Genomic DNA, 19,250 nt, shown 5'->3' with positions numbered 1-19,250 from the left:
AATTATTTAGTCATTTCTTTAACTTTTAAAATTAGGGTGTCAATCGTAAATGGCTTGGCGATATGGCCATCAGCACCACATTTAGCGGCAATATAGGGGAGGCCAGTTTCTGCCGAGAGTAGCAATACAGGTAAATGACTAGTTTGTGCATAGGCCTTCAACTCTGCACAAATTTCTGCACCTGTTTTTTCAAATCCGCTAATTCTAACATCGAGCAACACCAAATCAGGATGTATTAACGATACTTCATCTACCGACATACCGTTGCTACTCGAGATAATCTCGAAACCCTCATCTTGAAAAATGATATCCAAAATTTCTAGTATATCTGGGTCATCCTCAATAATTAGTATTCGTTTTGGCATGATTTTAAAGATTTAATGGTCATGATGTATTTTATTTGGTGCACACCTAACTTTTTTCAAAAGATAGGATAAGATATACGCAAAGGTCACATAACCCACAAAAATGATATATCCAGGCTGCAGGGATGTGTAATTAACCGATGTCGTACTTAAAAATTCATTTTTGAGATTTAAATCTTGAAGTTGGCTTTTTAATATCCCGTTTAAACCAATATATGTCATTAAAATCCCCACAACCATTACATCGGCCATGTCCCATTTTCCAGATTCGAAAGCCAGATATCTGGTAATCTTATTTTCAGCTATCAAAGGCTTACAAAGCATGTGTATACCTCTTGCTGTTATCCTTAAAATAGGGAGTGTAATTACAAATAGCAGGATAAGGATCCCAACGGTAATGGAATCAGGTTTGGGTTGTTTAATTAGCACCTCTGCCACTCCTAAAATGCTTTTGCTCTGAAAGAAAAGAACTTGATTTTCGAATCGAATCTTTTCGCCCATTAAAAAAATCTCCAGCGAGCTTAAACGTGCATCTACTTCAATAATTGAAACCGTAATGCCAACTATTAAAAGTGCCAATGCAAAGAATAAAGACATTACGAATAGGGCAGTATGCAAGTGTACTTTTTTTCTAAGCAGTATCCAAACTACAATAACCCCTGCCACAAACGCTAGCATGCCATACGCATAATTATAGGTTACTTTTCGAATGTTGGTTAATTGCGTTTCGATTTGTTTATTAAAAGACTTATTGTCATTAACATTATATTTTCGATACGTTTGGCTCTTTACCGTATTTATAGCCGTTATCGTACTGTCATAGGTTTGATCGGCCAACTCTTCAAATTTATTTGTAGCAATATTTTTTAACGTTCGAGTGGCGCGTGGACTGTTAATCCGTTTCATAATGGTGTTGGCAAAGCCGGGCACTTCTGCATGCAGTTCTTTTGGGTCAACAAAGCTATTAAAAGCAAGTTTTTTAAGTTTTCCACCTAGGCTTTTCTGCGGCATATTGAATTCTTTTACCACTTCGGTTACCATGATATGAAGTTGTTTTTCGATCTGTTCACGCATTAGCGCCTTCTGTTCGTTTGTAACCCTAAAGCCTTTAATCTTTGCGTTAACCATATCTGCAATCCTATCCCGCCAAAGATCAATCGAAAATACCCCAAAAGTGATATTGTTGACCATGGAATAATCTTCTTTAACCTGTTCTTGCTCCCTAGATAGGGTATACAGCTGATAACCACAATAGCATTCGCCAGCGAAAAGTATTCCCAATCCCAAAATAACGAGGAGATGAGGAATGAGTTTTCTTTTTGCTTTTTGTTTCGTTTCTTGCATGGTTAACGTGAGTTCGAATCGTGTGGTGTAATAAATTTTAAAATGGTTGATAGCACAAGGCCAAAGAGTACAAACGAAATGAATATGATGTAGCCCGGCTGCAAGGCCGTATTATGTGTAGAAATTAGCGTAAGCGAGTCGGCCGGGATGTTGAATCTTTGAAGCTGACTTTCGAGCAATCCATTCAATCCGATATAGGCCATTAAAATGGCAATCACAATTACATCAGCCATGCTCCACTTGCCAGATTGGAAAGCGAAGTATTTTATGATTTTGTTTTCTGCCCAGCTCTTTCTGCCCAATAAATGTATACCTGTTGATGTTAATTTCATCACTGGGAAGAGAATACTGAAAACGAGGATAAGTATGCCTACTGCAATCGAATCGATAGCGGTTCCGCTTATTAAAATCATCGTTACATCGATGATGCTCTTGCTTTGAAAGAATAGAACTTGATTTGTAAAAGTGATATGCTCGCCTAACAATACAAATTCGACCTCATTAATGCGCGCGTCTACTTCAATCATAGACGCCGTTAAACCTACACCTAGAAGAATAAAGGCAAAAAGCAGCGATAAAATAAATAGGGGCGTATGCAGGTCTTTTCTTTTTCTGCAAAACCACCATGCTAACAAGAACACAACTATGCCGCTAAGCATAGCTCCAGCATAAGCATAGGTATCTATTTCTATTTGTTTTAACCCAGTTAGAATTTTAGCATTAAAATCTGCTCGTTTCGAAACCGCGTACTTACGGTATACTTTGTTTATTTTTTTTGCATTTGCTTTAAGTGTACTGTCTATAAAAGCGGTCTCATCTATTTTATCTAGCTTATCTAAGGCCATTTCACCCAATTGCCGCCTCATATTTGGATTATCTACCTTGGCTATAATTGTTCTGGCAATACTCGGCACCTTTTTTTTAATGGTGTCTATCTTTACAAAATTTTTTACCGCAAATTTAACAAGCTTACCCCTTATCGATTTTTTTTCTGGTTTGGTAACGAGCCCTTCAGCGCGGTTAATCAGTGCTAATATTACCCCTTCAATCTCTTTTTGAAGTTGTTTTTTATTTTCAGGGTCGATGTCTAGATTTTTAGCTTGGTTTTTAATGATGGTTTCGATTTTGCCCTGCCATTGTTCCATAGAAAATAGCCCGAGCATAATGTTATTCATCTGAGAATGATCGTACTTTAACTCTTCCTGCTGCTCAGATAATTGGTGCAATCGGTAACCAAAATAACCCTCACTAATTAATAGTACCGAAAGGCCCAAGATTAGTAAAATCTTAGAAAGAGTCGATAGTTTAATAGAAGAGGATTTAGATGTAGTGTTCAAGTGCGCTTTTTTCGGTTACTTCGATAACATTTATATTTGCATATTGTTTTACTGCTAGTATTTTATTGTTCAAAAAAGCCGTACACATGGAGCGCTTCGATCTGATCGGCTACCAAATGCAAGATTTGATCTCTCATGTTTCCGTAGTTCTTACATAAATGCAAAATCTGTTGTCGATCTGGCGCAAAAGTAGCTACCAGTTTCCCATGATAAAAGACGTTAAATTTACAACGCAATTCGTCGTGATGTGGATATTCACCTACTTCGAACCGATAAGTAACGTTATCTAAGGTAACAGATATGGGATGCATAGACATGGTATTTAACATGAAAGAGTAACCAGACTATCTAAGATTGAGGCTTGAGTCTTTCATCACAACATTGCAAGGGGAAAATAGTTTTACCAATCTTTTTATTCACATCTTCGCCTCCAAGGTCTTTTGCAATCACTTTCCCATCTGGATATAGCAATACATTTTGCGGGATGGTTGCAATGCTAAATCGAACACATATTTTCCTTTTAAGGATGAAAGCTTAAATTCATTTCCCTTCGCATCGGGGAGGGTAAAGTCGGGGCATAAAGTTATTTTGTATTGCTCGCAATCACATTTACCTTACGAGTAAACTTACTTCCTATGCTATCCATAACCGTGAACTCAAAAGAACCCAAACCCTCTTGCGTTGGGGTAAATAGAGCTATACCGTTTTTATCTACCGTTACCTTTCCATTTGTTACTAAAGTAGTACTGTAAACAGGCTTATCTGTGTAGCCTCGAGAAAGTTTAGTTAAATCTATCGTTATTGCCTTACCTATAGTAGCCGTTTCGTGTGGCTGAGCCATCCATTGTAAATAATCATCCAGGTTGGTAAAGCCATCCCGATCAGTGTCGGTGTTTGCATCGCTAAAATCGCCTGCTTTAGAATTGGTATTTAGATGATGCAATTTCTCCCACCAGTTAGGCAAGCCATCGTGGTCGCTATCAAAAGTTGAATCTCGGCGCAATTCTGGGTAATTTTCCCATCCACCCACATCTTCTTGCGAATCGGGTAAGCCCGGCTTGCCAGATTTGCTTCCTTTATAAGTATAGGTGCCATTTAAGGTTTCGTTAACGATGCGAATATCGTGATCGTCAAAGAGCGGTAAATTACATCCTACATCAGATAATACGTTTTTATAAGCATCAGTTGCAGTTTGTGTAGTTACAAAAGGCTCGAAAAAGGGCTGGTCTACAAAGGTTTGATAGGCTACTTTTTTACCACTTTCTGTACGCCCTAACGTTTGGTTCTTTTCGTCGAAACGACCAGGCATCACATTTCCGCTAAAGAAGTAACGTTGCATGCCACCCCCATAGCCTTCGTGTTGTGCGTTTAACGCATACATAAAATGAGTTGCTGCGCCAGGTTTGTAATAATTTCCTACAAAATTCACTTCACGGGCTCCACCATCAGTAGTGCGGTAATCCCAGTTGTAAACCACATTGTTACGGATATCCATTTTACCTAGATAGTCGCCATCCCCATTTACACCTCCGGCAAGGCTCCAATTTCGACCTGCATTATGGGCTAACAGATTATGATGAAAACTACCTACCTCACCGCCAATACTGGCAGCAAACCCATGCGATTTACCCGCTTCATAGTTCGCATGACCTGCAACATTTAAGGCTTCCGAAATTATAGTGCGTTGTAAAGTAATATTATGTGCGCCTCTCGAGCTAAATCCCTCATCAATGGTCCAACTAATCGAACAATGGTCTACAATACTATTATCTGCTCCGGTTATGCCCATGCCATCGAAAGTTGAGCCTCCACCCAATCTTACCCGTACAAAACGAATAACCGCATCATCGGCAACGATACCTAAGGGCGCCCTAGAAATGCAAATTCCTTTGCCTGGGGCTGTTTGTCCGGCAATGGTAACGTGGGGTTCACTAATTACTAATCTCGATTTTAACTGAATTATACCAGAAACTGCGAATACAATGGTGCGTGGACCGATATTTTTGGTCACCGCTTCGCGTAGGCTACCCGGGCCATCATCGTTTAGGTTCGTTACCTCTACCACTTTACCGCCTCGTCCGCCACGTGCAAAACGCCCATAGCCCTCTGCATCTGCAAACGCAAGTTGCCTAGGTCTAAAATACCATACTTTACCCTTTGTTACTTTTCTGGAAGCATTTACCTCGTCAATTCTCCAATAATAGGTATTCATACTATAAAGGCCAACAGCCTCGTAAGCAGCCATTTTCTGATTTCCTTTAAATAATGGAGAAGTGCGTGTTGCCGATGCTACTGAAGTAGAATCTGTTCCAAGATAGATATCATGTGTTGCTGCAGTTACTGCTGGTGTCCATTTTAAGTTTAACTTTCCATTAGTTACAGCTGCGTGTTCATTGCCATGTTTAGGTAGGGGTAAACGTGCAAGATCGACCAGGTTGGCAGTATTAAGTTCAAATCCATTAATTATAATATTTTTAACGGTAGCATCTGTTGCCTGGTCTGCTTCGAAGCGGATAACTACATCTTTACCTGCTTGCGCAATTATTTGTAAATACGCTGTTTTCGCTTCTGTATTTTCTTTCGTCCTAAATGTAGGAATAAGTTTACCAACTTGGATTTTACCATTAACATAGATGTTTATTGGGCTAAACGTATCGGTAGTTTTGCCGTCGATGTTATTGTGATAGGTAAGCAGTGTATGTTTTCCGGCAGGTAAACCACTGATGCGCATTTCTATTTGTGCCGCTGTACTTCGTTCTTTAACCGATAAACCATCGCCCACTAACCTTGCGTAATAGGGTGCTTGGATACCTGTTTTATAATAATTTGCGATTAGCGATGACTTAGCACTAAATGTAATTGTAATTCCTTTATAGGTACGTTGGTCTGTCACTCCCTCTTTAATTGCCCAAGGCGTGTAGTCGCGCTCGTTTACTTCAGCTTCGCGTCGGGCACCAGTGTTTAAATCTACTTTAATTACTGTTTTCTGTGCAAATGCAATAGCGGTGAGGCAGCAGCACAAGGTTAAGAATAGGGTAAAGATTTTCATTTGGTTACAATTAATACGTTATCGAGTGCGATAAGAGTATTCGAAATTAGCTAAAATATTCAATTATTATTTATAGGTAATTGTAATATTTATATATGAATGTTAAATTTAAAATTATTTCGCCATAAGAATTAGGGTACTAAAAACCTTTCCTCTCTCAAGGTAATAGAATGGCAGAATGAGAAGCTAACAGATCTATCGTGGATGTTTGCGAAATCATGAATTTAATAGTTCAATGGAACGGTATCAATTATCTCAAGGCCATAGCCTACTAATCCCACTCGTCGCTTCGGATTGTTAGAAATCAATTTCATTTTGGTTACGTTTTGTGCTCTTAATATCTGCGCGCCAATACCATAATCGCGTTCGTCGTTTGCCGGCTCTGGGTTGATGTTGTATCCTCCATTGTCTATCGTTTTGTACGCACGAAGCTTATCTAGTAACCCCTCACCATTTAATTCTTTATTCAAATACACCAAAATTCCCTTTCCTTCTTTTTCGATCATTTCTAGTCCGCTATGTAATTGCTTGCCACATTCGCATCGGCAAGAACCAAATACATCACCTGTAAAGCACGATTTATGAATTCGCGCTAAGATTACCTCTCCCTCTTGCCATTTACCTTTGGTAAGCGCAAGGTGGGTAGCGCCATTTTCTAACTGCGTATACGCTGTCATTTTAAAGGTTCCCCATTCTGTAGGCAGATTAATGGTAACTTCTTCCTTAATTAGGCTTTCTGTAGAGAGTCGATATTTAATTAGATCTTTAATCGAAACAATTTTAAGCTGGTGCACTTTGGCTATTTTCATTAATTCAGGTAAACGTGCCATTGTACCATCGTCGTTCATAATCTCAACAATAACACCCGCTGGCTCTAGTCCTGCAAGCCTAGCTAGGTCTGTTGCGGCTTCGGTATGACCGATGCGACGCAATACGCCCTCTTTTCTCGAACGTAAAGGAAAAATGGAGCCAGGACTCGCAAGATCCTCTCTTTTCGTATTCGGGTTGATGAGTGCTTGTACAGTTTTTGATCGACTTGAAGCTGAAATCCCGGTTCCAAACCCCTCTCCAATTAAATTTACAGAAACGGTGAACGCAGTTTGATGAAGCACGGTATTGTTCTGCACCATAAGTGATAAGCCTAAATGGTCGCAAAGCTCTTCGACAAGAGGGGCGCAGATTAATCCACGGCCATAGGTGGCCATAAAATTGATAACTTCGGGAGTTGCATACCTTGCAGCAGCCACAAAATCGCCTTCGTTTTCTCTATCCTCGTCGTCTACCACAATGATAACTTTCCCAGCTTTAATCTCTTCAATTGCTTCTTCTATGGTGTTTAAATGGATGTCCATGCTGTATGTGTACTGAAATATCTGATTTTGGCACGAAGTTACGATAATTACAGTATATGCAATACTGCTAAAGATGAGTAAAGGAGCCTAATTATGGTTACAAAAAAATCGTATATTTCCTTTATAATAAGATCTCTTCAATGGTTGAGGAGAGATCGATAATTCCTTTTTTTATGCAACGCAATTATATTGCATATAAAAAGGAATTTATCTAAGTTTAACATAAAAAATAACATCATGAAAAAAATAGCATTAGTATTTTTTGTTTCGCTAATTGTGTTTTCAACAGTAAAGGCACAGAAAGCAAGTCCAGCAGCCACAGCTAAAGGCAGTGTTGGCGCTGCAAACATTAGTATTTCATACAGTAGTCCAGCTGTAAAAGAAAGAAAAATTTGGGGAGAATTGGTGCCCTACAACAAGATTTGGAGAGCTGGTGCTAACGAAGCCACTATTTTTGAAACCGATAAAGCTATAAAAATAGAAGGTAAGGAATTGCCTGCCGGAAAATACAGCTTATATGTACTTCCTACAGAAAGTGAATGGACCTTTATATTTAATTCGCAAGTTGGGCAATGGGGTATTACACGTGCGGGTTTAACTACAAACGACCCTGCTAAAGATGTACTAAAGGTTAATGTAAAACCGAAAGAATCCAAAACTTTTAATGAAAGATTGATTTACGAAGTAACTCCAAAAGGATTTATGTTAAATTGGGAAAAGCTTACCGTTCCAGTTAAAATAAAGTAAATGAGATTTTTTGCGTTCTTAGTTGTTTTCTTTCTTTTTGTCACGTTTTCATCCGCCAATGCGCAACCTCACACCGATAGTTACGTAAGCATATCGACCAACTTGGGAGAAATGATTTTTAAATTGTATAAAGAAACACCCAACCATAAAGCAAATTTTATTGACTTAGTAAAAAAAGGTTATTTCGATACCTACGATTTTAACAGGGTAATTAAAGGCTTTGTAATACAAGGTGGAGAAACTGATTCGGCTTATGCGGCGATGGAGAAGGCAGGGCAGGTGGTTAAGAGGCTTCCTTCAGAATTCAATGTCCAATTATTTCATCAAAAAGGTGCACTGGCTGCTGGGCGTGATGATAACAAAGACAAGGCCTCTTTTTTAGGGCAGTTTTACGTAGTTGATGGTAAAAAGTACACTGACTTGCAGTTAGATGCCCTCGAAATACGGATAGGAAATAACTTTCATTTTTCTGCAGAGGCTAGAAAAAGATATAAAGAAATAGGAGGTACGCCCTCGTTAGATCAAAACTATACCGTATTCGGTCAATTGCTAAAAGGTTGGGAAGTATTAGATCGCATTGCATCGCAAAATAAAGATAAAGCCGACCGGCCATTGGTTAAGGTTAAGCTAAAGGTTTCTATGCTTTCAAAAAGAAAAATACGACAATTACTTTGACAATCTTTTAAAGATTGTCAAAGTTGTCAAAGTTTCTACAAAGTTGAACCTTGAGAAACATCATTATTAACTATGCCCTTTTTATTCTTCTTTATGGCTTCCTTTAATTTACCGAAGCGATAATTTAAACTAGCTGTAAAGTTGCGCTGGTAATTTTGGTTATAGGATTCTTGGGTAAAGTTTGGTCCATTCGTGTAACTCATCGCTTTTCTATATTTATTAAAGGCATTATTAGCCGCAAACGAAATGCTTAACTTAGTCTTAAGTAAATCTTTATTTACGCTAAATGATGAAGAAACAAAAGCATTTGAACTCCTTTGTAACGTAAAATTCGGTCCATTATAATTAATTGTGGCGGTACCTTGCCAAGTTTTGCTTGGGCGATAGCTTAGCGAAGAAAATGCCCGGCTAAGGAAGCCACTTGTTTCCAAAAGTACACCATTAATTTCACCTTTTACCTGGCCATAATTGGCCATTGCATTCAGGTTAGCTCTTAGTTTAGCCGTAATTGGGTAGTTTATATTCAAGCTAATGCCTATTAAGCTAGCGCTACCCGTATTGCCAAAACTACTACGCGTAATATTGGTAGTCGGATCGGTTACCACACGAGGCATAATCACATTATCGAAAAACATGCCTCTTATGCCGATATTTAAGGATGCTTTTTTGAACCGGCTATAATTAACTTCTATGCTTTGTCCACTCATGGGTTTAAGATCAGGATTTCCAGACGATTCTAAATTAGGATTCGAACGATCTACAAATGGATTAAGTTGGTTTATGCCTGGGCGTTGAATGCGAGAAGTAAAACCAAAGTTTAAACTACTCATGTCCTTAAATTTTCGATTTATAGAAATAGAAGGTATAAAATTTAACGCATTGGTATGTAATGTGGTTGTAGTAGAGAATATGGCGTCAATTTCGGTTTGTTCGGCTCGTATTCCAGCTTTTATGCCCCAATCTTTAAAAGCAAATTGATAGGTATTGTAAATGCCATATACGTTTTGTTCGTTATTAAATCCGTCTGTTCTTAATGGGTCTAAAACAAACTGTCCAGCCGAGTTGAGGGATAAAAAATTGAAACTACTGTTGTTATCTCTAAAAATGGCCTTCACACCAGCTTCAACAGTGAGCTTTTTATAAGGGTAAACATAATCGATTTGGACAGTTTTTTCGGCAGAGCCACCCGTATTATTTTGCCTGTAGTTTGGCAAGGTATAGGCAATAGGATTAAATACATTCACATTATTAAACTGATCGTTACTGAAACGATAATATCGATAAGAGAAAGTTAACAGACGATTTTTGTCTTTTTTAAAACCTAACTGATAATTTAAAGCAGCATCAACACCATTTCCCGACCCTTCTAAGGTATTATTAAGTTCGTAGCTTTGCAATAAAGAAGTTGAGTTTTTAAGTGTTGAATATTGTTTGCTTAAGCTTTCATTCGAATTTGCATTATAATTTAACTGAGCAGAAATTAGGTTCAAACTATCGAGTTCAACACTCATTTCTACACCTGCATAACCGCTCTTGCCAGAGAAATCTTGTGTTCCAGTTTGGAATAAGTTGGTTGGATTGTTTCCTTGAGTTAACCTTAAATTGCTATTATTTAATAGCGGAGAACTGTTTAAACTTCCACCTGCATTGCTCGAAATGCCAAATTTTCCGGTCTTTAGGGTAAATGATCCACCTAGGCTGGGTCCACCTACGGGGAAGCGCTGACTTGCATTCAGTGAACCATTCGATCCGTTATCGATCTTTTTCAAGGTGATGATGTTAATAATACCCGCTAAACCTTCGCCATCATATTTAGCAGGCGGGGTGGTTATCACCTCAATTCTTTCGATGTTAGCAGCAGGCATGCTTTTTAAGATATCCTTCGGATTTCTTTCCATCATGCCCGAAGGTCTTCCGTTGATTAAGATTTTGAAATTGCTATTCCCTTGAAGTTGAATATTATCATCTCCATCGAGCGATAATAAAGGCACTTTACGCATCATCTCTAACACATTGTTCACTTTGTTCTCGGGATCGGCCTTGACATCATAAGAAATACGATCTATTTCTTGCTTAATTAAGGGTTTATCTGCCGTAATGGTTACTCCTTTAAGTTGCGTTGCCACTGATGGAACGATCGAGATATTTCCGAAAACTTTAGAAGTGGTAGTTAAATTCAGTGGAACCTCTTTGGTTTGGTGACCAATGTAAACTATGCTTAACGTGTAGCTTCCGGCAGAAAGGCCACCCAGCAAAAAAGTGCCGTCTTTCGCAGAAATAGTCGATTTTAATTGAATTTTCTTATCGTTTTTTAAGAAAATACTAGCCATTGGAATCGGACTTTTACTTGCAGAATCTATTATTTTTCCACTGATCTGTAAAGCCTGAGGAGTTTGGCTCATGGTAACAAATCCTAGCCCTAAAAAGCTAAGAATTAAAAGTAAGGTTTTCATTTTGATATTAGTGTATTAGTGAATTAATACACAAGTATAGATAAAATATTTTTATCTGAAAATAAAATGTGATAAAAGATCAAAAAAATGTGACGAAAGCCTATTATCTTTAGCAGCTAGACGATGGAAAAAGACGGTTACCAAAACGAGAAGTTCAAATTTGCTAAGCTTGATCGAATTCTTGCAAGCAAACATAGTGGTTTGTTGCACGGTTACACGGAAGCTAATTTGGTACTTGTTTTTAGTCGGCATCGGTTCTACAGGCACTTAGTTGTTGAGCTGGCTAGCGCTGGATTTACAAAAAATGGTAAGCTTAAAAATCCAATTACCAGTATTGATCCCCTAGATTTGGTATGGAAAACTGAAAACCAAGATGAACTGAAGTTTTTTACGGGCGTATCTCGATTTAAACATAATTATGAGAGCAAGGAAGATTCAGATTTAGAGGCGCTTAAAGCGATTATGCGGAATCCCTTGGGCCTTAATTTTTATATACACAACGAGAAGGAATCATCGAACGTAAACGCTAGCTCTCTTTTAGCCGCTACATTTTCTATCTTAAAACCAGATCTAGAGTTGTTTGTAGACGAAAGAGGAGATAGTTTCGAGGTACTCGGCAAATTGCACCTCAATGGTAAAGCGTACAATCTAGAAGATATCCACTTGCGTTATCAGTACTTTGTTGAAGTAAAAAATCAATTTTACTTGATTGATAATTCTTATTTTCTAAGTGTAATTGATTTCTTTAAACTACATCAAAACAACTTTGTGATTAGTCGATCTGAATATGAAGATTTTCAACAAAACGTATTATCGAAATTAGAAGAGAAAGTTAAGATTAATTATGCCTATTTAAAACCTGCTACAAAAAAGCAAATCATCGAACAGGGCTTCGATCTCGATAATGAGGAACTGATTTACCTTACTGAATCTGAAGATTTTGTACTCCTAACGCCCGTAATGCGTTATGGTAACCTCGAAATCCCAGTCATTTCACAAAAGCAAATTAGATCGAAAGATAAACGAGGGCAGCTATTTACGCTGGCGCGTGATGAAGAAAAGGAACTTCAATTTATTACCACTATTGCAAAAATGCATCCCTACTTTACGGAACAAGCCGATGAATTTTCAGGTCAACGCCATGCCGATTGTTTTTACATGCATCGCAAGCATTTTTTAGATGCCGATTGGTTTTTGGCAGCTTTTGAAACGTGGCGGAGCAAGGGCATTGCTATTTTAGGCTTTAACGAACTTAAGGATAATAAGCTTAATTCACACCCTGCAGAAATAGCCATTCATGTAAACAGCGGAATCGATTGGTTTGAGACCGCTATAAAAATAAAATTTGGTAAGCAAATAGTTTCACTAAAGCATTTGCATAAATCGATTAGAAATAAGAGCAAATTTGTTCAGTTAGACGATGGAACAACGGGTATTTTACCAGCTGATTGGTTAGCTAAATTTGAGCGTTATTTTAGTGCTGCAGAAGTTGTTGGCGAAGTATTGCATACACCAAATATCAACTACGCTACTGTGCAAGAGTTGTATGAAGAAGAGCTGCTCGATCTTGAAACGAAAGCACGATTGCAAGTGTACAAATCGAAATTAGCTTCTTTCGAAGCCATTAAAGACGTGGAAGTGCCAAAGGAATTGAATGCAACGTTACGAAGTTACCAGAAAGATGGATTAAACTGGCTAAATTTTTTAGATGGATTTAATTTTGGCGGTTGCTTGGCTGATGATATGGGACTTGGTAAAACGATACAAATATTGGCCTTTATCTTATCGCAACGCGAAAAGGTTAGTCACAATACAAATTTAGTAGTTGTGCCTGCTTCCTTGGTATTTAATTGGCAGCATGAGATTAAGAAGTTTGCTCCAACATTAAAAGTGTTAACGGTTTATGGTGCAGACCGCTTACGCAACAAGAGCAATTTCGATAGCCATGAAGTAGTGCTTACTTCTTATGGAACATTAGTGTCGGATATAAAGTTGTTAAAAGAATACCGCTTTAATTATATCTTTCTTGATGAATCGCAAACGATAAAAAACCCCGACTCGCAACGTTATAAAGCAGTTCGTCTGCTTAATTCGCGCAATAAAGTGGTGATAACAGGTACCCCTATAGAAAATAATACATTCGATTTGTATGGTCAATTTTCTTTCGCTTGTCCGGGTCTACTAGGTAATCGAGAACAATTTAAACAGTTATATTCGGTGCCTATAGATCAATTTAAAGATAGCAAACGTGCAGAAGAATTACAAAAACGTATCAATCCTTTTCTACTTCGGCGAACCAAAGAACAGGTGGCTAGCGAGCTTCCTGATAAAACCGAAATGGTAATTTATTGCGAAATGGGCAAGGCGCAACGCGAGATTTATGAGAGCTGCAGAACAGAAATTCGGGATTATTTGATGGGTAATTCGGAAGATGAACTTACAAAAAGCAGTATGCATGTGTTGCAAGGTATTACCAAGTTAAGGCAAATTTGTAATTCGCCAGCAATTTTAAGCAAAGAGAAATATTATGGCGATGCTTCTGCAAAAATGGATGCCCTCATAGAACAGATCGAAAATAAAGCGCCCTACCACAAAATTCTCGTGTTCTCGCAGTTTGTTAGCATGTTGGCATTGGTAAAGGCAGAACTAGAAAAACGGAATATTGAATTTACTTATCTTACTGGGCAAACCAGAGATCGATCGGCTATAGTAGATTCATTTCAAAATAAGCCCTCCGTTAGGGTATTATTAATTAGCTTAAAAGCAGGAGGAGTGGGGCTTAACCTTACCCAGGCCGATTACGTGTATCTAATCGATCCATGGTGGAATCCTGCAGTAGAGAATCAAGCCATAGATAGGGCTTATCGCATCGGCCAACATAAGAATGTAATGGCAGTCCGTTTAATTTGTCCAGATACCATCGAAGAAAAAATAATGATGATGCAAGAATCAAAAAGGGAAATTGCGAGTGGGTTGATTAAAGCAGAAGCATCGATCTTTAAATCGTTAACAAAAAAGGATTTGTTGGAGTTGATATAGATTGTACAAAACTTTTAAACCATAGCTGCGATGCGAAACAAAACGCAATATTAACTTAATGTTAACAAAAATTAATATAATGATAATATTAACTTAACATAGCCTCCCTATATTACCATATGAATTATCCAGTATTTATTTTCCACGAATTAGTGCTCCGATTTTCAGATATAAATAGGGGAATCGGAAGGTATATTTCGAGTACAATCGACGATGGTGAATGTTTAATAGAGACCACAAGTGGTATGATTAAAATTACCTTGGGTCTTTTAGACAAGCAGTATCATCACCCAGATGCGATTTCAAAAGAGGAACTGCAACAACTGGTTGAAGGATTTCAAACTGCCTAACTTTTAGTCTTAGCAGGTTTTTTGGTTTTTGTAGGGACTGCAATTTTCTCTTCTGCTTCTTCAACTAAAACCAGAGCTTCAGTAGGTATTTGGAGATTTATTTTCTCTATCGAAAATTTTTTAACCAGTTGTTTGGTGCTTTTAGCAATAGTTTTAGCCGTATTTTTGTTGCTTTTTGCAAAATTTACAATTATCGAAGCTAAGGCAGCTTTAATTAGAAGTGTTAATTCTTTTTTTACCGCTTTTTTCTGCGCTTTACCGCTTGCTTTTTGATTATTCTTTTTCATTCCACAAAGCTATATTAATGCAAGGTTAAATTCACATTATCTTTATGTTAAGCAATAGAATAGCGCTTAACATAACTTTTAAATATCCGAATAATCGGTGGGGTACAAGAATTTGGTGTCATTTTTCAAAACGTTATTTTTGTAATTGGGCTTAGCCGATAATTCTTTCCAGTACGCATCTGCGCTAAATGCTTTCCAATGGGCATCTCTATCGGCTTTGTTTTCGAAGGTGGTTAAATACATTAAATTGGGCATCCTACTTCCGGCAACAACCTCACCGTAAAAAACTGCATTGAAATTTAATCGTTTAAACAATCCTATTTCATCACCTTTATTGAACATTTCTATTTTGTTTTTAGCAATTGCTTCGGTATGGCTTTCATAGCTTCTTAGCTCATAAATACGGCTCTGCTTAGGCGAGCTAAGTTGTGGCATAGTAAATTTAGGATGAGTTTCAAAAGCATTCAGGAGTATTATTTCTATCCTTTCGTACGGCGGGGCAGTATATAATGCTTCGTGATAATTTTTTCCAGCAAGTTTATATGTTTCGTCTTTTGCTAATTTTGTTGCCAGTTTATCCATTTCTGCATAGGCCTTAAATGGAATAAATACATAAATTAATTTTTCAACTCGTGTTGAATCGTCCACTATAACAGGTTTGAATACGCCCACTTTAGCAATCCCAGCCTTATGCAAAGCTGGTAAATAGGCTTTTGCTAAAAAATCATCTATTTTATCTTCTTGTGCAGTAGTTTTAATATGATAAATTTTTAACTGATAAAATTCTTTTTGTGCGTTTACAGTTAGCGTACTCGAGCATAAAAAAAGGAAAAAGATAAAGGCCTTTACGTTAAACATGACAAAATTCTGTTGATTTTAATCCTAAATATAGGGGTTTAGGTTCGTATCTTTAGGTAACAATAAAAATAATGACGAAATAGCCATGTGCCTAAACACACCAACACACATGAAGATACATGGCGTATTCCATATGACAATTAAAAACAACATTATCTACATATGAAATAGCCATGTGCCGAAACACACCAACACAAATGAAGATACATGGCGTATTCCATATGACAATTAAAAACAATATTATCTACATATGAATACAGAAAAGGCCATTTTAGCAGGAGGATGCTTTTGGGGGGTTGAAGAATTAATACGCCATTATCCAGGCGTAATTTCAACAGTAGTGGGGTATACAGGTGGCGATGTGCCTAATGCTACCTACCGAAATCACGGTACACATGCCGAAGGTATTGAAATCGTTTTCGATCCATCCCAGTTATCCTATCGTAAACTGCTCGAATATTTTTTTCAAATTCACGACCCAACAACTCGTAATCGACAAGGCAATGATCTTGGCATGTCTTACCGATCTGCTATATTCTATGCGGATGAAACTCAGCACGAAACGGCAAAGGCTCTAATCGCCGAGATGGAGGCATCAGGTGTATGGCCAGGACCAATTGTAACTGAGGTGGTTCCTGTAGGCGATTTTTGGAATGCGGAAGAAGAGCATCAAGATTACCTGCAAAAACATCCTTATGGATATACCTGTCATTTTGAACGACCGGAGTGGAAATTAAGTTAATTCTTCCTTATTCGCTTCAACTCAGAATCAATTAACGAGTATAGTTCTTGACTAGATGGGCGTGGAGCTTTCGAATTTATGACCACACCTTTTTCATCTAGAAGGATAAAAGGAGGTATTGAAAAGTTTTTTGAAGAAGAATTCATAACATCTTTCAACCATTCGTTTCGATCAATATCGATAGATATGCTTATTACTTCAAGTTCTTTATCGTTGCTGTATTTCTTTACCGACAATTTAATTGTGCTTGCCTGAACTTTTCCAAAAACAAGTGCGAAAACAAGAAATATATAGGATTTTATAATCTTACTAGGTTGATTTTAAGACCTTTTGTAATATTAAGTCAATTTCTATTAGCGGAAAAATAGATGTGACGAACCTATCAAAAAATGTGATGAACAGGCAAAAGCATAGCATGTTAAATAAAAATTACTGAATATCAATAAATTATCGTATGTTTGTGCTTTATTTAATTACAATATAATGCAACAAGGAACAGTAAAATTTTTCAATGAAACAAAAGGTTTTGGATTCATCACACCAGCAAATGGCGATGCCGAAATTTTCGTACACGTATCAGGTTTAATTGATAGCATTCGTGAGAATGATTCAGTAAGCTACGATGTAGAGCAAGGCAAAAAAGGCCTAAACGCAGTTAATGTTAAGATAGACTAAGAAATTATCCTTCATAAATTGAGAAGCTCCGACTAATGTCGGAGTTTTTTTTTATACCATTTTTTCTATCATTTCTAACAATTCATCCAGATCAAATGGCTTTGCAATAAAACCATCTGCGCCCGATGCATCTGCTATTTTTTGCCCTTCTGTACTTGCAGAATACATTAATACGGGGATTTGGCTGAACGAAGCACTGGCTTTCATTCTTTTTAGAATTTGATCTCCTGAGAGTACGGGCATCCAAATATCAAGCAGAAGTAGATCTGGCTTTTCGTTCTCCATTCTCTTTAACAAGTTTACACTACTTATTTCAACAGAAACGGTAAATCCTTCATCATCAAGCAACATTTGCAACATTTCTGATATTCCTTTATCATCGTCACATACCAGTATTTTTTTTCCTTTCATTCGAATTATGTTTGGTTAGTTTTCTTGTTTTAACGGAAGCGTAATATTAAATACTGACCCTTTTCCTTTTTCACTTTCTACCCATATTGTTCCTTCATGGTTGGTAATAATTTGTTGACAAATGTATAGCCCTATACCCATTCCTGGATAATGTTTTTGTACTTCCCCAACTCGATAAAAGCGATCAAAGACCTTTTTTTGTTCATCTGCATTAATTCCCATGCCCTGATCAATTACCGAAACTTTAATAAAATCACTTATTAAACACACTTGAACTTCGACCACGGTATCTTCTGGCGAATATTTGATGGCGTTACTTAATAGATTGGTGATTACTTGTACCAGATGCGATTCATCGCCCAAGTAATTTATATTCACACTCCCTTTTAAGTTGATTATTCGTCCAGACGTTGCCGTTTGTATACTTTCAATCGTTTCGCGTACCATCTTATCGAAATCGAATTCTTCTTTATGAAGTTCAATATTGCCCGTCTGAATGCGTGAAACATCGAGTAATTCACCCAGTAACTGGTTTAGTCGACTAACATGTTTTTCCGTCTTTTTAACAACCGTTTTAAATTTTTCACTGGCATGATCTGGCATCAACTTGTTCATCATTTGCATATAGCCAACAATGGTGGTTAAAGGTGTCTTAAGCTCATGGCTGGCAATGGATAAGAAATCATCTTTTCGTTGCTGAATGGCTTTACGTTCGGTGATGTCTTCAATTGCTAATAATATCCAATCTTTATACGCGCCTTCCAATTCGATCCGATGTGCGTTAAGCAACATTAATTTTTTGCCAATATGTGGAAAATCATGTTCCACCTCATAATCGAGTACAGGATTATTGGTTGGTAGTATTTCTTCCATCATTCGTTTTAACTCGGGGATATCCCATTGTCCATTTCCCAATTCATAAAGTAATTTGCCTTTAGTTTCATTAATAGACACTTTAAATGTATTTAGGAAATGCGTGTTTGCGCTCAGAACTTTATAGTCTTTATCCATTACCAACAAGCTTTCGCGAATGGTTTCTACAATGCTAGAAAGAAATTCTTGGCTTTCACGATACATTTTAGTTCGCTCTTCAACTCTCCTTTCAGTTTCTATATAATTCATTTCCAGATCTGCTTGCGATTTCTTTCGAGCGCTAACATCATTCTGTATGCCAATAAAATGAGTAACTTCTCCATCATCGTTTTTAACGGCCGATAAGTAGAGTTCGTTCCAAAATAATTTTCCACTTTTGGTATAATTGCGAATTTCTACCGTACAATTTCTGCCTTCTTCAATTGCTGATGAAAGCTTAGAGATGGCTTCTTGCCCACGGTCTTTCCCTTGCAAAAATCTGCAATTATGGCCAATGATCTCATTCCGAGTATAGCCTGTAAGGTGCTCGAATGCTGGGTTGCAATAAATGATCGGATTATCGGGTAATAAATTATCGGTAATTACGATTCCTGTATTGGTTGCATCAATCACTTTAGACAGGATGCTTAAATCTAGCATTTGGCTAGTCTTTACGCTTTTATGTTCTTTAGTATTCAAATCGAAAAAAATATT

The 19,250-nt window shown here is 37.5% G+C and carries 18 protein-coding genes; 6 read left to right on the top strand and 12 right to left on the bottom strand.

From position 1 onward, the window contains the following. Nucleotides 1–2: 2 nt before the first annotated feature. The 6 genes from WG904_RS11760 to ribB all read right to left on the bottom strand — a co-directional run bounded on the left by WG904_RS11760 (nucleotide 3) and on the right by ribB (nucleotide 7,447). Nucleotides 3–365 (bottom strand): response regulator, encoded by a 363-nt coding sequence (locus tag WG904_RS11760; protein ID WP_339579515.1) that lies wholly within the window; start codon nucleotides 363–365, stop codon nucleotides 3–5. Nucleotides 366–377: 12 nt separating this feature from the next. Next, a complete protein-coding gene (locus WG904_RS11755; RefSeq protein WP_339579514.1) occupies nucleotides 378–1,709 on the bottom strand; it encodes a paraquat-inducible protein A in 1,332 nt (443 codons plus the stop codon). 2 nt (nucleotides 1,710–1,711) lie between these two features. Beyond that, nucleotides 1,712–3,046, bottom strand: coding sequence for a paraquat-inducible protein A (locus WG904_RS11750; protein WP_339579513.1), 1,335 nt, complete (start codon nucleotides 3,044–3,046; stop codon nucleotides 1,712–1,714). Between the two features lie 62 nt (nucleotides 3,047–3,108). After that, nucleotides 3,109–3,357 (bottom strand): hypothetical protein, encoded by a 249-nt coding sequence (locus tag WG904_RS11745; protein WP_339579512.1) that lies wholly within the window; start codon nucleotides 3,355–3,357, stop codon nucleotides 3,109–3,111. A 272-nt stretch (nucleotides 3,358–3,629) separates the two neighbouring features. Next, on the bottom strand, nucleotides 3,630–6,095 hold the full coding sequence (locus WG904_RS11740) for a T9SS C-terminal target domain-containing protein (protein WP_339579511.1): 2,466 nt from the start codon (nucleotides 6,093–6,095) through the stop codon (nucleotides 3,630–3,632). 224 nt (nucleotides 6,096–6,319) lie between these two features. Continuing rightward, nucleotides 6,320–7,447 (bottom strand): 3,4-dihydroxy-2-butanone-4-phosphate synthase, encoded by a 1,128-nt coding sequence (gene ribB, locus WG904_RS11735; RefSeq protein WP_339579510.1) that lies wholly within the window; start codon nucleotides 7,445–7,447, stop codon nucleotides 6,320–6,322. A gap of 237 nt (nucleotides 7,448–7,684) precedes the next feature. Here ribB and WG904_RS11730 point away from each other — a divergent pair, with 237 nt between their 5' ends. Both WG904_RS11730 and WG904_RS11725 read left to right on the top strand, forming a co-directional pair. Beyond that, nucleotides 7,685–8,194 (top strand): DUF2911 domain-containing protein, encoded by a 510-nt coding sequence (locus WG904_RS11730; RefSeq protein ID WP_339579509.1) that lies wholly within the window; start codon nucleotides 7,685–7,687, stop codon nucleotides 8,192–8,194. Continuing rightward, on the top strand, nucleotides 8,195–8,869 hold the full coding sequence (locus WG904_RS11725) for a peptidylprolyl isomerase (protein ID WP_339579508.1): 675 nt from the start codon (nucleotides 8,195–8,197) through the stop codon (nucleotides 8,867–8,869). It abuts the gene before it with no gap. A gap of 35 nt (nucleotides 8,870–8,904) precedes the next feature. Here WG904_RS11725 and WG904_RS11720 read toward each other — a convergent pair whose 3' ends face one another. Beyond that, the gene (locus WG904_RS11720; RefSeq protein ID WP_339579507.1) at nucleotides 8,905–11,322 is read right to left on the bottom strand and encodes a TonB-dependent receptor; all 2,418 of its coding nucleotides are present in this window, start codon (nucleotides 11,320–11,322) and stop codon (nucleotides 8,905–8,907) included. Nucleotides 11,323–11,445: 123 nt separating this feature from the next. Here WG904_RS11720 and WG904_RS11715 point away from each other — a divergent pair, with 123 nt between their 5' ends. Both WG904_RS11715 and WG904_RS11710 read left to right on the top strand, forming a co-directional pair. Then, entirely contained in the window at nucleotides 11,446–14,361 is a 2,916-nt protein-coding gene (locus tag WG904_RS11715) for a DEAD/DEAH box helicase (RefSeq protein WP_339579506.1), read from the top strand. Nucleotides 14,362–14,480: 119 nt separating this feature from the next. Beyond that, complete coding sequence (locus WG904_RS11710) at nucleotides 14,481–14,711, top strand: hypothetical protein (protein ID WP_339579505.1); 231 nt, start codon at nucleotides 14,481–14,483, stop codon at nucleotides 14,709–14,711. Here the strand turns inward: WG904_RS11710 and WG904_RS11705 are convergent. Together WG904_RS11705 and WG904_RS11700 are read right to left on the bottom strand one after the other, a co-directional pair. Continuing rightward, entirely contained in the window at nucleotides 14,708–14,998 is a 291-nt protein-coding gene (locus WG904_RS11705; RefSeq protein ID WP_339579504.1) for a hypothetical protein, read from the bottom strand. The two genes, WG904_RS11710 and WG904_RS11705, sit on opposite strands and share 4 nt — an antisense overlap. Before the next feature lie 78 nt (nucleotides 14,999–15,076). Continuing rightward, nucleotides 15,077–15,856 (bottom strand): NIPSNAP family protein, encoded by a 780-nt coding sequence (locus tag WG904_RS11700; RefSeq protein WP_339579503.1) that lies wholly within the window; start codon nucleotides 15,854–15,856, stop codon nucleotides 15,077–15,079. Nucleotides 15,857–16,106: 250 nt separating this feature from the next. On the opposite strand from WG904_RS11700, the gene msrA reads away from it, so the two are divergent. Continuing rightward, a complete protein-coding gene (msrA, locus tag WG904_RS11695; protein ID WP_339579502.1) occupies nucleotides 16,107–16,598 on the top strand; it encodes a peptide-methionine (S)-S-oxide reductase MsrA in 492 nt (163 codons plus the stop codon). On the opposite strand, the gene WG904_RS11690 is transcribed toward msrA, so the two are convergent. Next, on the bottom strand, nucleotides 16,595–16,834 hold the full coding sequence (locus tag WG904_RS11690; RefSeq protein WP_339579501.1) for a hypothetical protein: 240 nt from the start codon (nucleotides 16,832–16,834) through the stop codon (nucleotides 16,595–16,597). The two genes, msrA and WG904_RS11690, sit on opposite strands and share 4 nt — an antisense overlap. A gap of 247 nt (nucleotides 16,835–17,081) precedes the next feature. On the opposite strand from WG904_RS11690, the gene WG904_RS11685 reads away from it, so the two are divergent. Continuing rightward, entirely contained in the window at nucleotides 17,082–17,273 is a 192-nt protein-coding gene (locus WG904_RS11685; RefSeq protein WP_339579500.1) for a cold-shock protein, read from the top strand. A gap of 51 nt (nucleotides 17,274–17,324) precedes the next feature. Here the strand turns inward: WG904_RS11685 and WG904_RS11680 are convergent, their stop codons facing one another. Together WG904_RS11680 and WG904_RS11675 are read right to left on the bottom strand one after the other, a co-directional pair. Next, entirely contained in the window at nucleotides 17,325–17,684 is a 360-nt protein-coding gene (locus tag WG904_RS11680) for a response regulator (RefSeq protein WP_339579499.1), read from the bottom strand. Between the two features lie 15 nt (nucleotides 17,685–17,699). Next, nucleotides 17,700–19,196: a sensor histidine kinase gene (locus WG904_RS11675; protein WP_339579498.1), complete on the bottom strand. Its 1,497-nt coding sequence runs from the start codon at nucleotides 19,194–19,196 to the stop codon at nucleotides 17,700–17,702. Nucleotides 19,197–19,250: the final 54 nt, after the last annotated feature.

The organism is Pedobacter anseongensis (genome assembly GCF_037482965.1).
In the GTDB taxonomy this organism is placed as follows: Bacteria; Bacteroidota; Bacteroidia; order Sphingobacteriales; family Sphingobacteriaceae; genus Pedobacter; species Pedobacter anseongensis.
Note: the sequence above shows the minus strand (reverse complement) of the source record. Positions and strands in the feature narration are given on the sequence as shown.

Coding starts and splice junctions, on each gene's coding strand:
- WG904_RS11760 (WP_339579515.1), bottom strand. CDS start 365: ATGCCAAAACGAATACTAATTATTGAGGATGACCCAGATATACTAGAA.
- WG904_RS11755 (WP_339579514.1), bottom strand. CDS start 1,709: ATGCAAGAAACGAAACAAAAAGCAAAAAGAAAACTCATTCCTCATCTC.
- WG904_RS11745 (WP_339579512.1), bottom strand. CDS start 3,357: ATGCATCCCATATCTGTTACCTTAGATAACGTTACTTATCGGTTCGAA.
- WG904_RS11740 (WP_339579511.1), bottom strand. CDS start 6,095: ATGAAAATCTTTACCCTATTCTTAACCTTGTGCTGCTGCCTCACCGCT.
- ribB (WP_339579510.1), bottom strand. CDS start 7,447: ATGGACATCCATTTAAACACCATAGAAGAAGCAATTGAAGAGATTAAA.
- WG904_RS11730 (WP_339579509.1), top strand. CDS start 7,685: ATGAAAAAAATAGCATTAGTATTTTTTGTTTCGCTAATTGTGTTTTCA.
- WG904_RS11725 (WP_339579508.1), top strand. CDS start 8,195: ATGAGATTTTTTGCGTTCTTAGTTGTTTTCTTTCTTTTTGTCACGTTT.
- WG904_RS11720 (WP_339579507.1), bottom strand. CDS start 11,322: ATGAAAACCTTACTTTTAATTCTTAGCTTTTTAGGGCTAGGATTTGTT.
- WG904_RS11715 (WP_339579506.1), top strand. CDS start 11,446: ATGGAAAAAGACGGTTACCAAAACGAGAAGTTCAAATTTGCTAAGCTT.
- WG904_RS11710 (WP_339579505.1), top strand. CDS start 14,481: ATGAATTATCCAGTATTTATTTTCCACGAATTAGTGCTCCGATTTTCA.
- WG904_RS11705 (WP_339579504.1), bottom strand. CDS start 14,998: ATGAAAAAGAATAATCAAAAAGCAAGCGGTAAAGCGCAGAAAAAAGCG.
- WG904_RS11700 (WP_339579503.1), bottom strand. CDS start 15,856: ATGTTTAACGTAAAGGCCTTTATCTTTTTCCTTTTTTTATGCTCGAGT.
- msrA (WP_339579502.1), top strand. CDS start 16,107: ATGAATACAGAAAAGGCCATTTTAGCAGGAGGATGCTTTTGGGGGGTT.
- WG904_RS11685 (WP_339579500.1), top strand. CDS start 17,082: ATGCAACAAGGAACAGTAAAATTTTTCAATGAAACAAAAGGTTTTGGA.
- WG904_RS11680 (WP_339579499.1), bottom strand. CDS start 17,684: ATGAAAGGAAAAAAAATACTGGTATGTGACGATGATAAAGGAATATCA.
- WG904_RS11675 (WP_339579498.1), bottom strand. CDS start 19,196: ATGCTAGATTTAAGCATCCTGTCTAAAGTGATTGATGCAACCAATACA.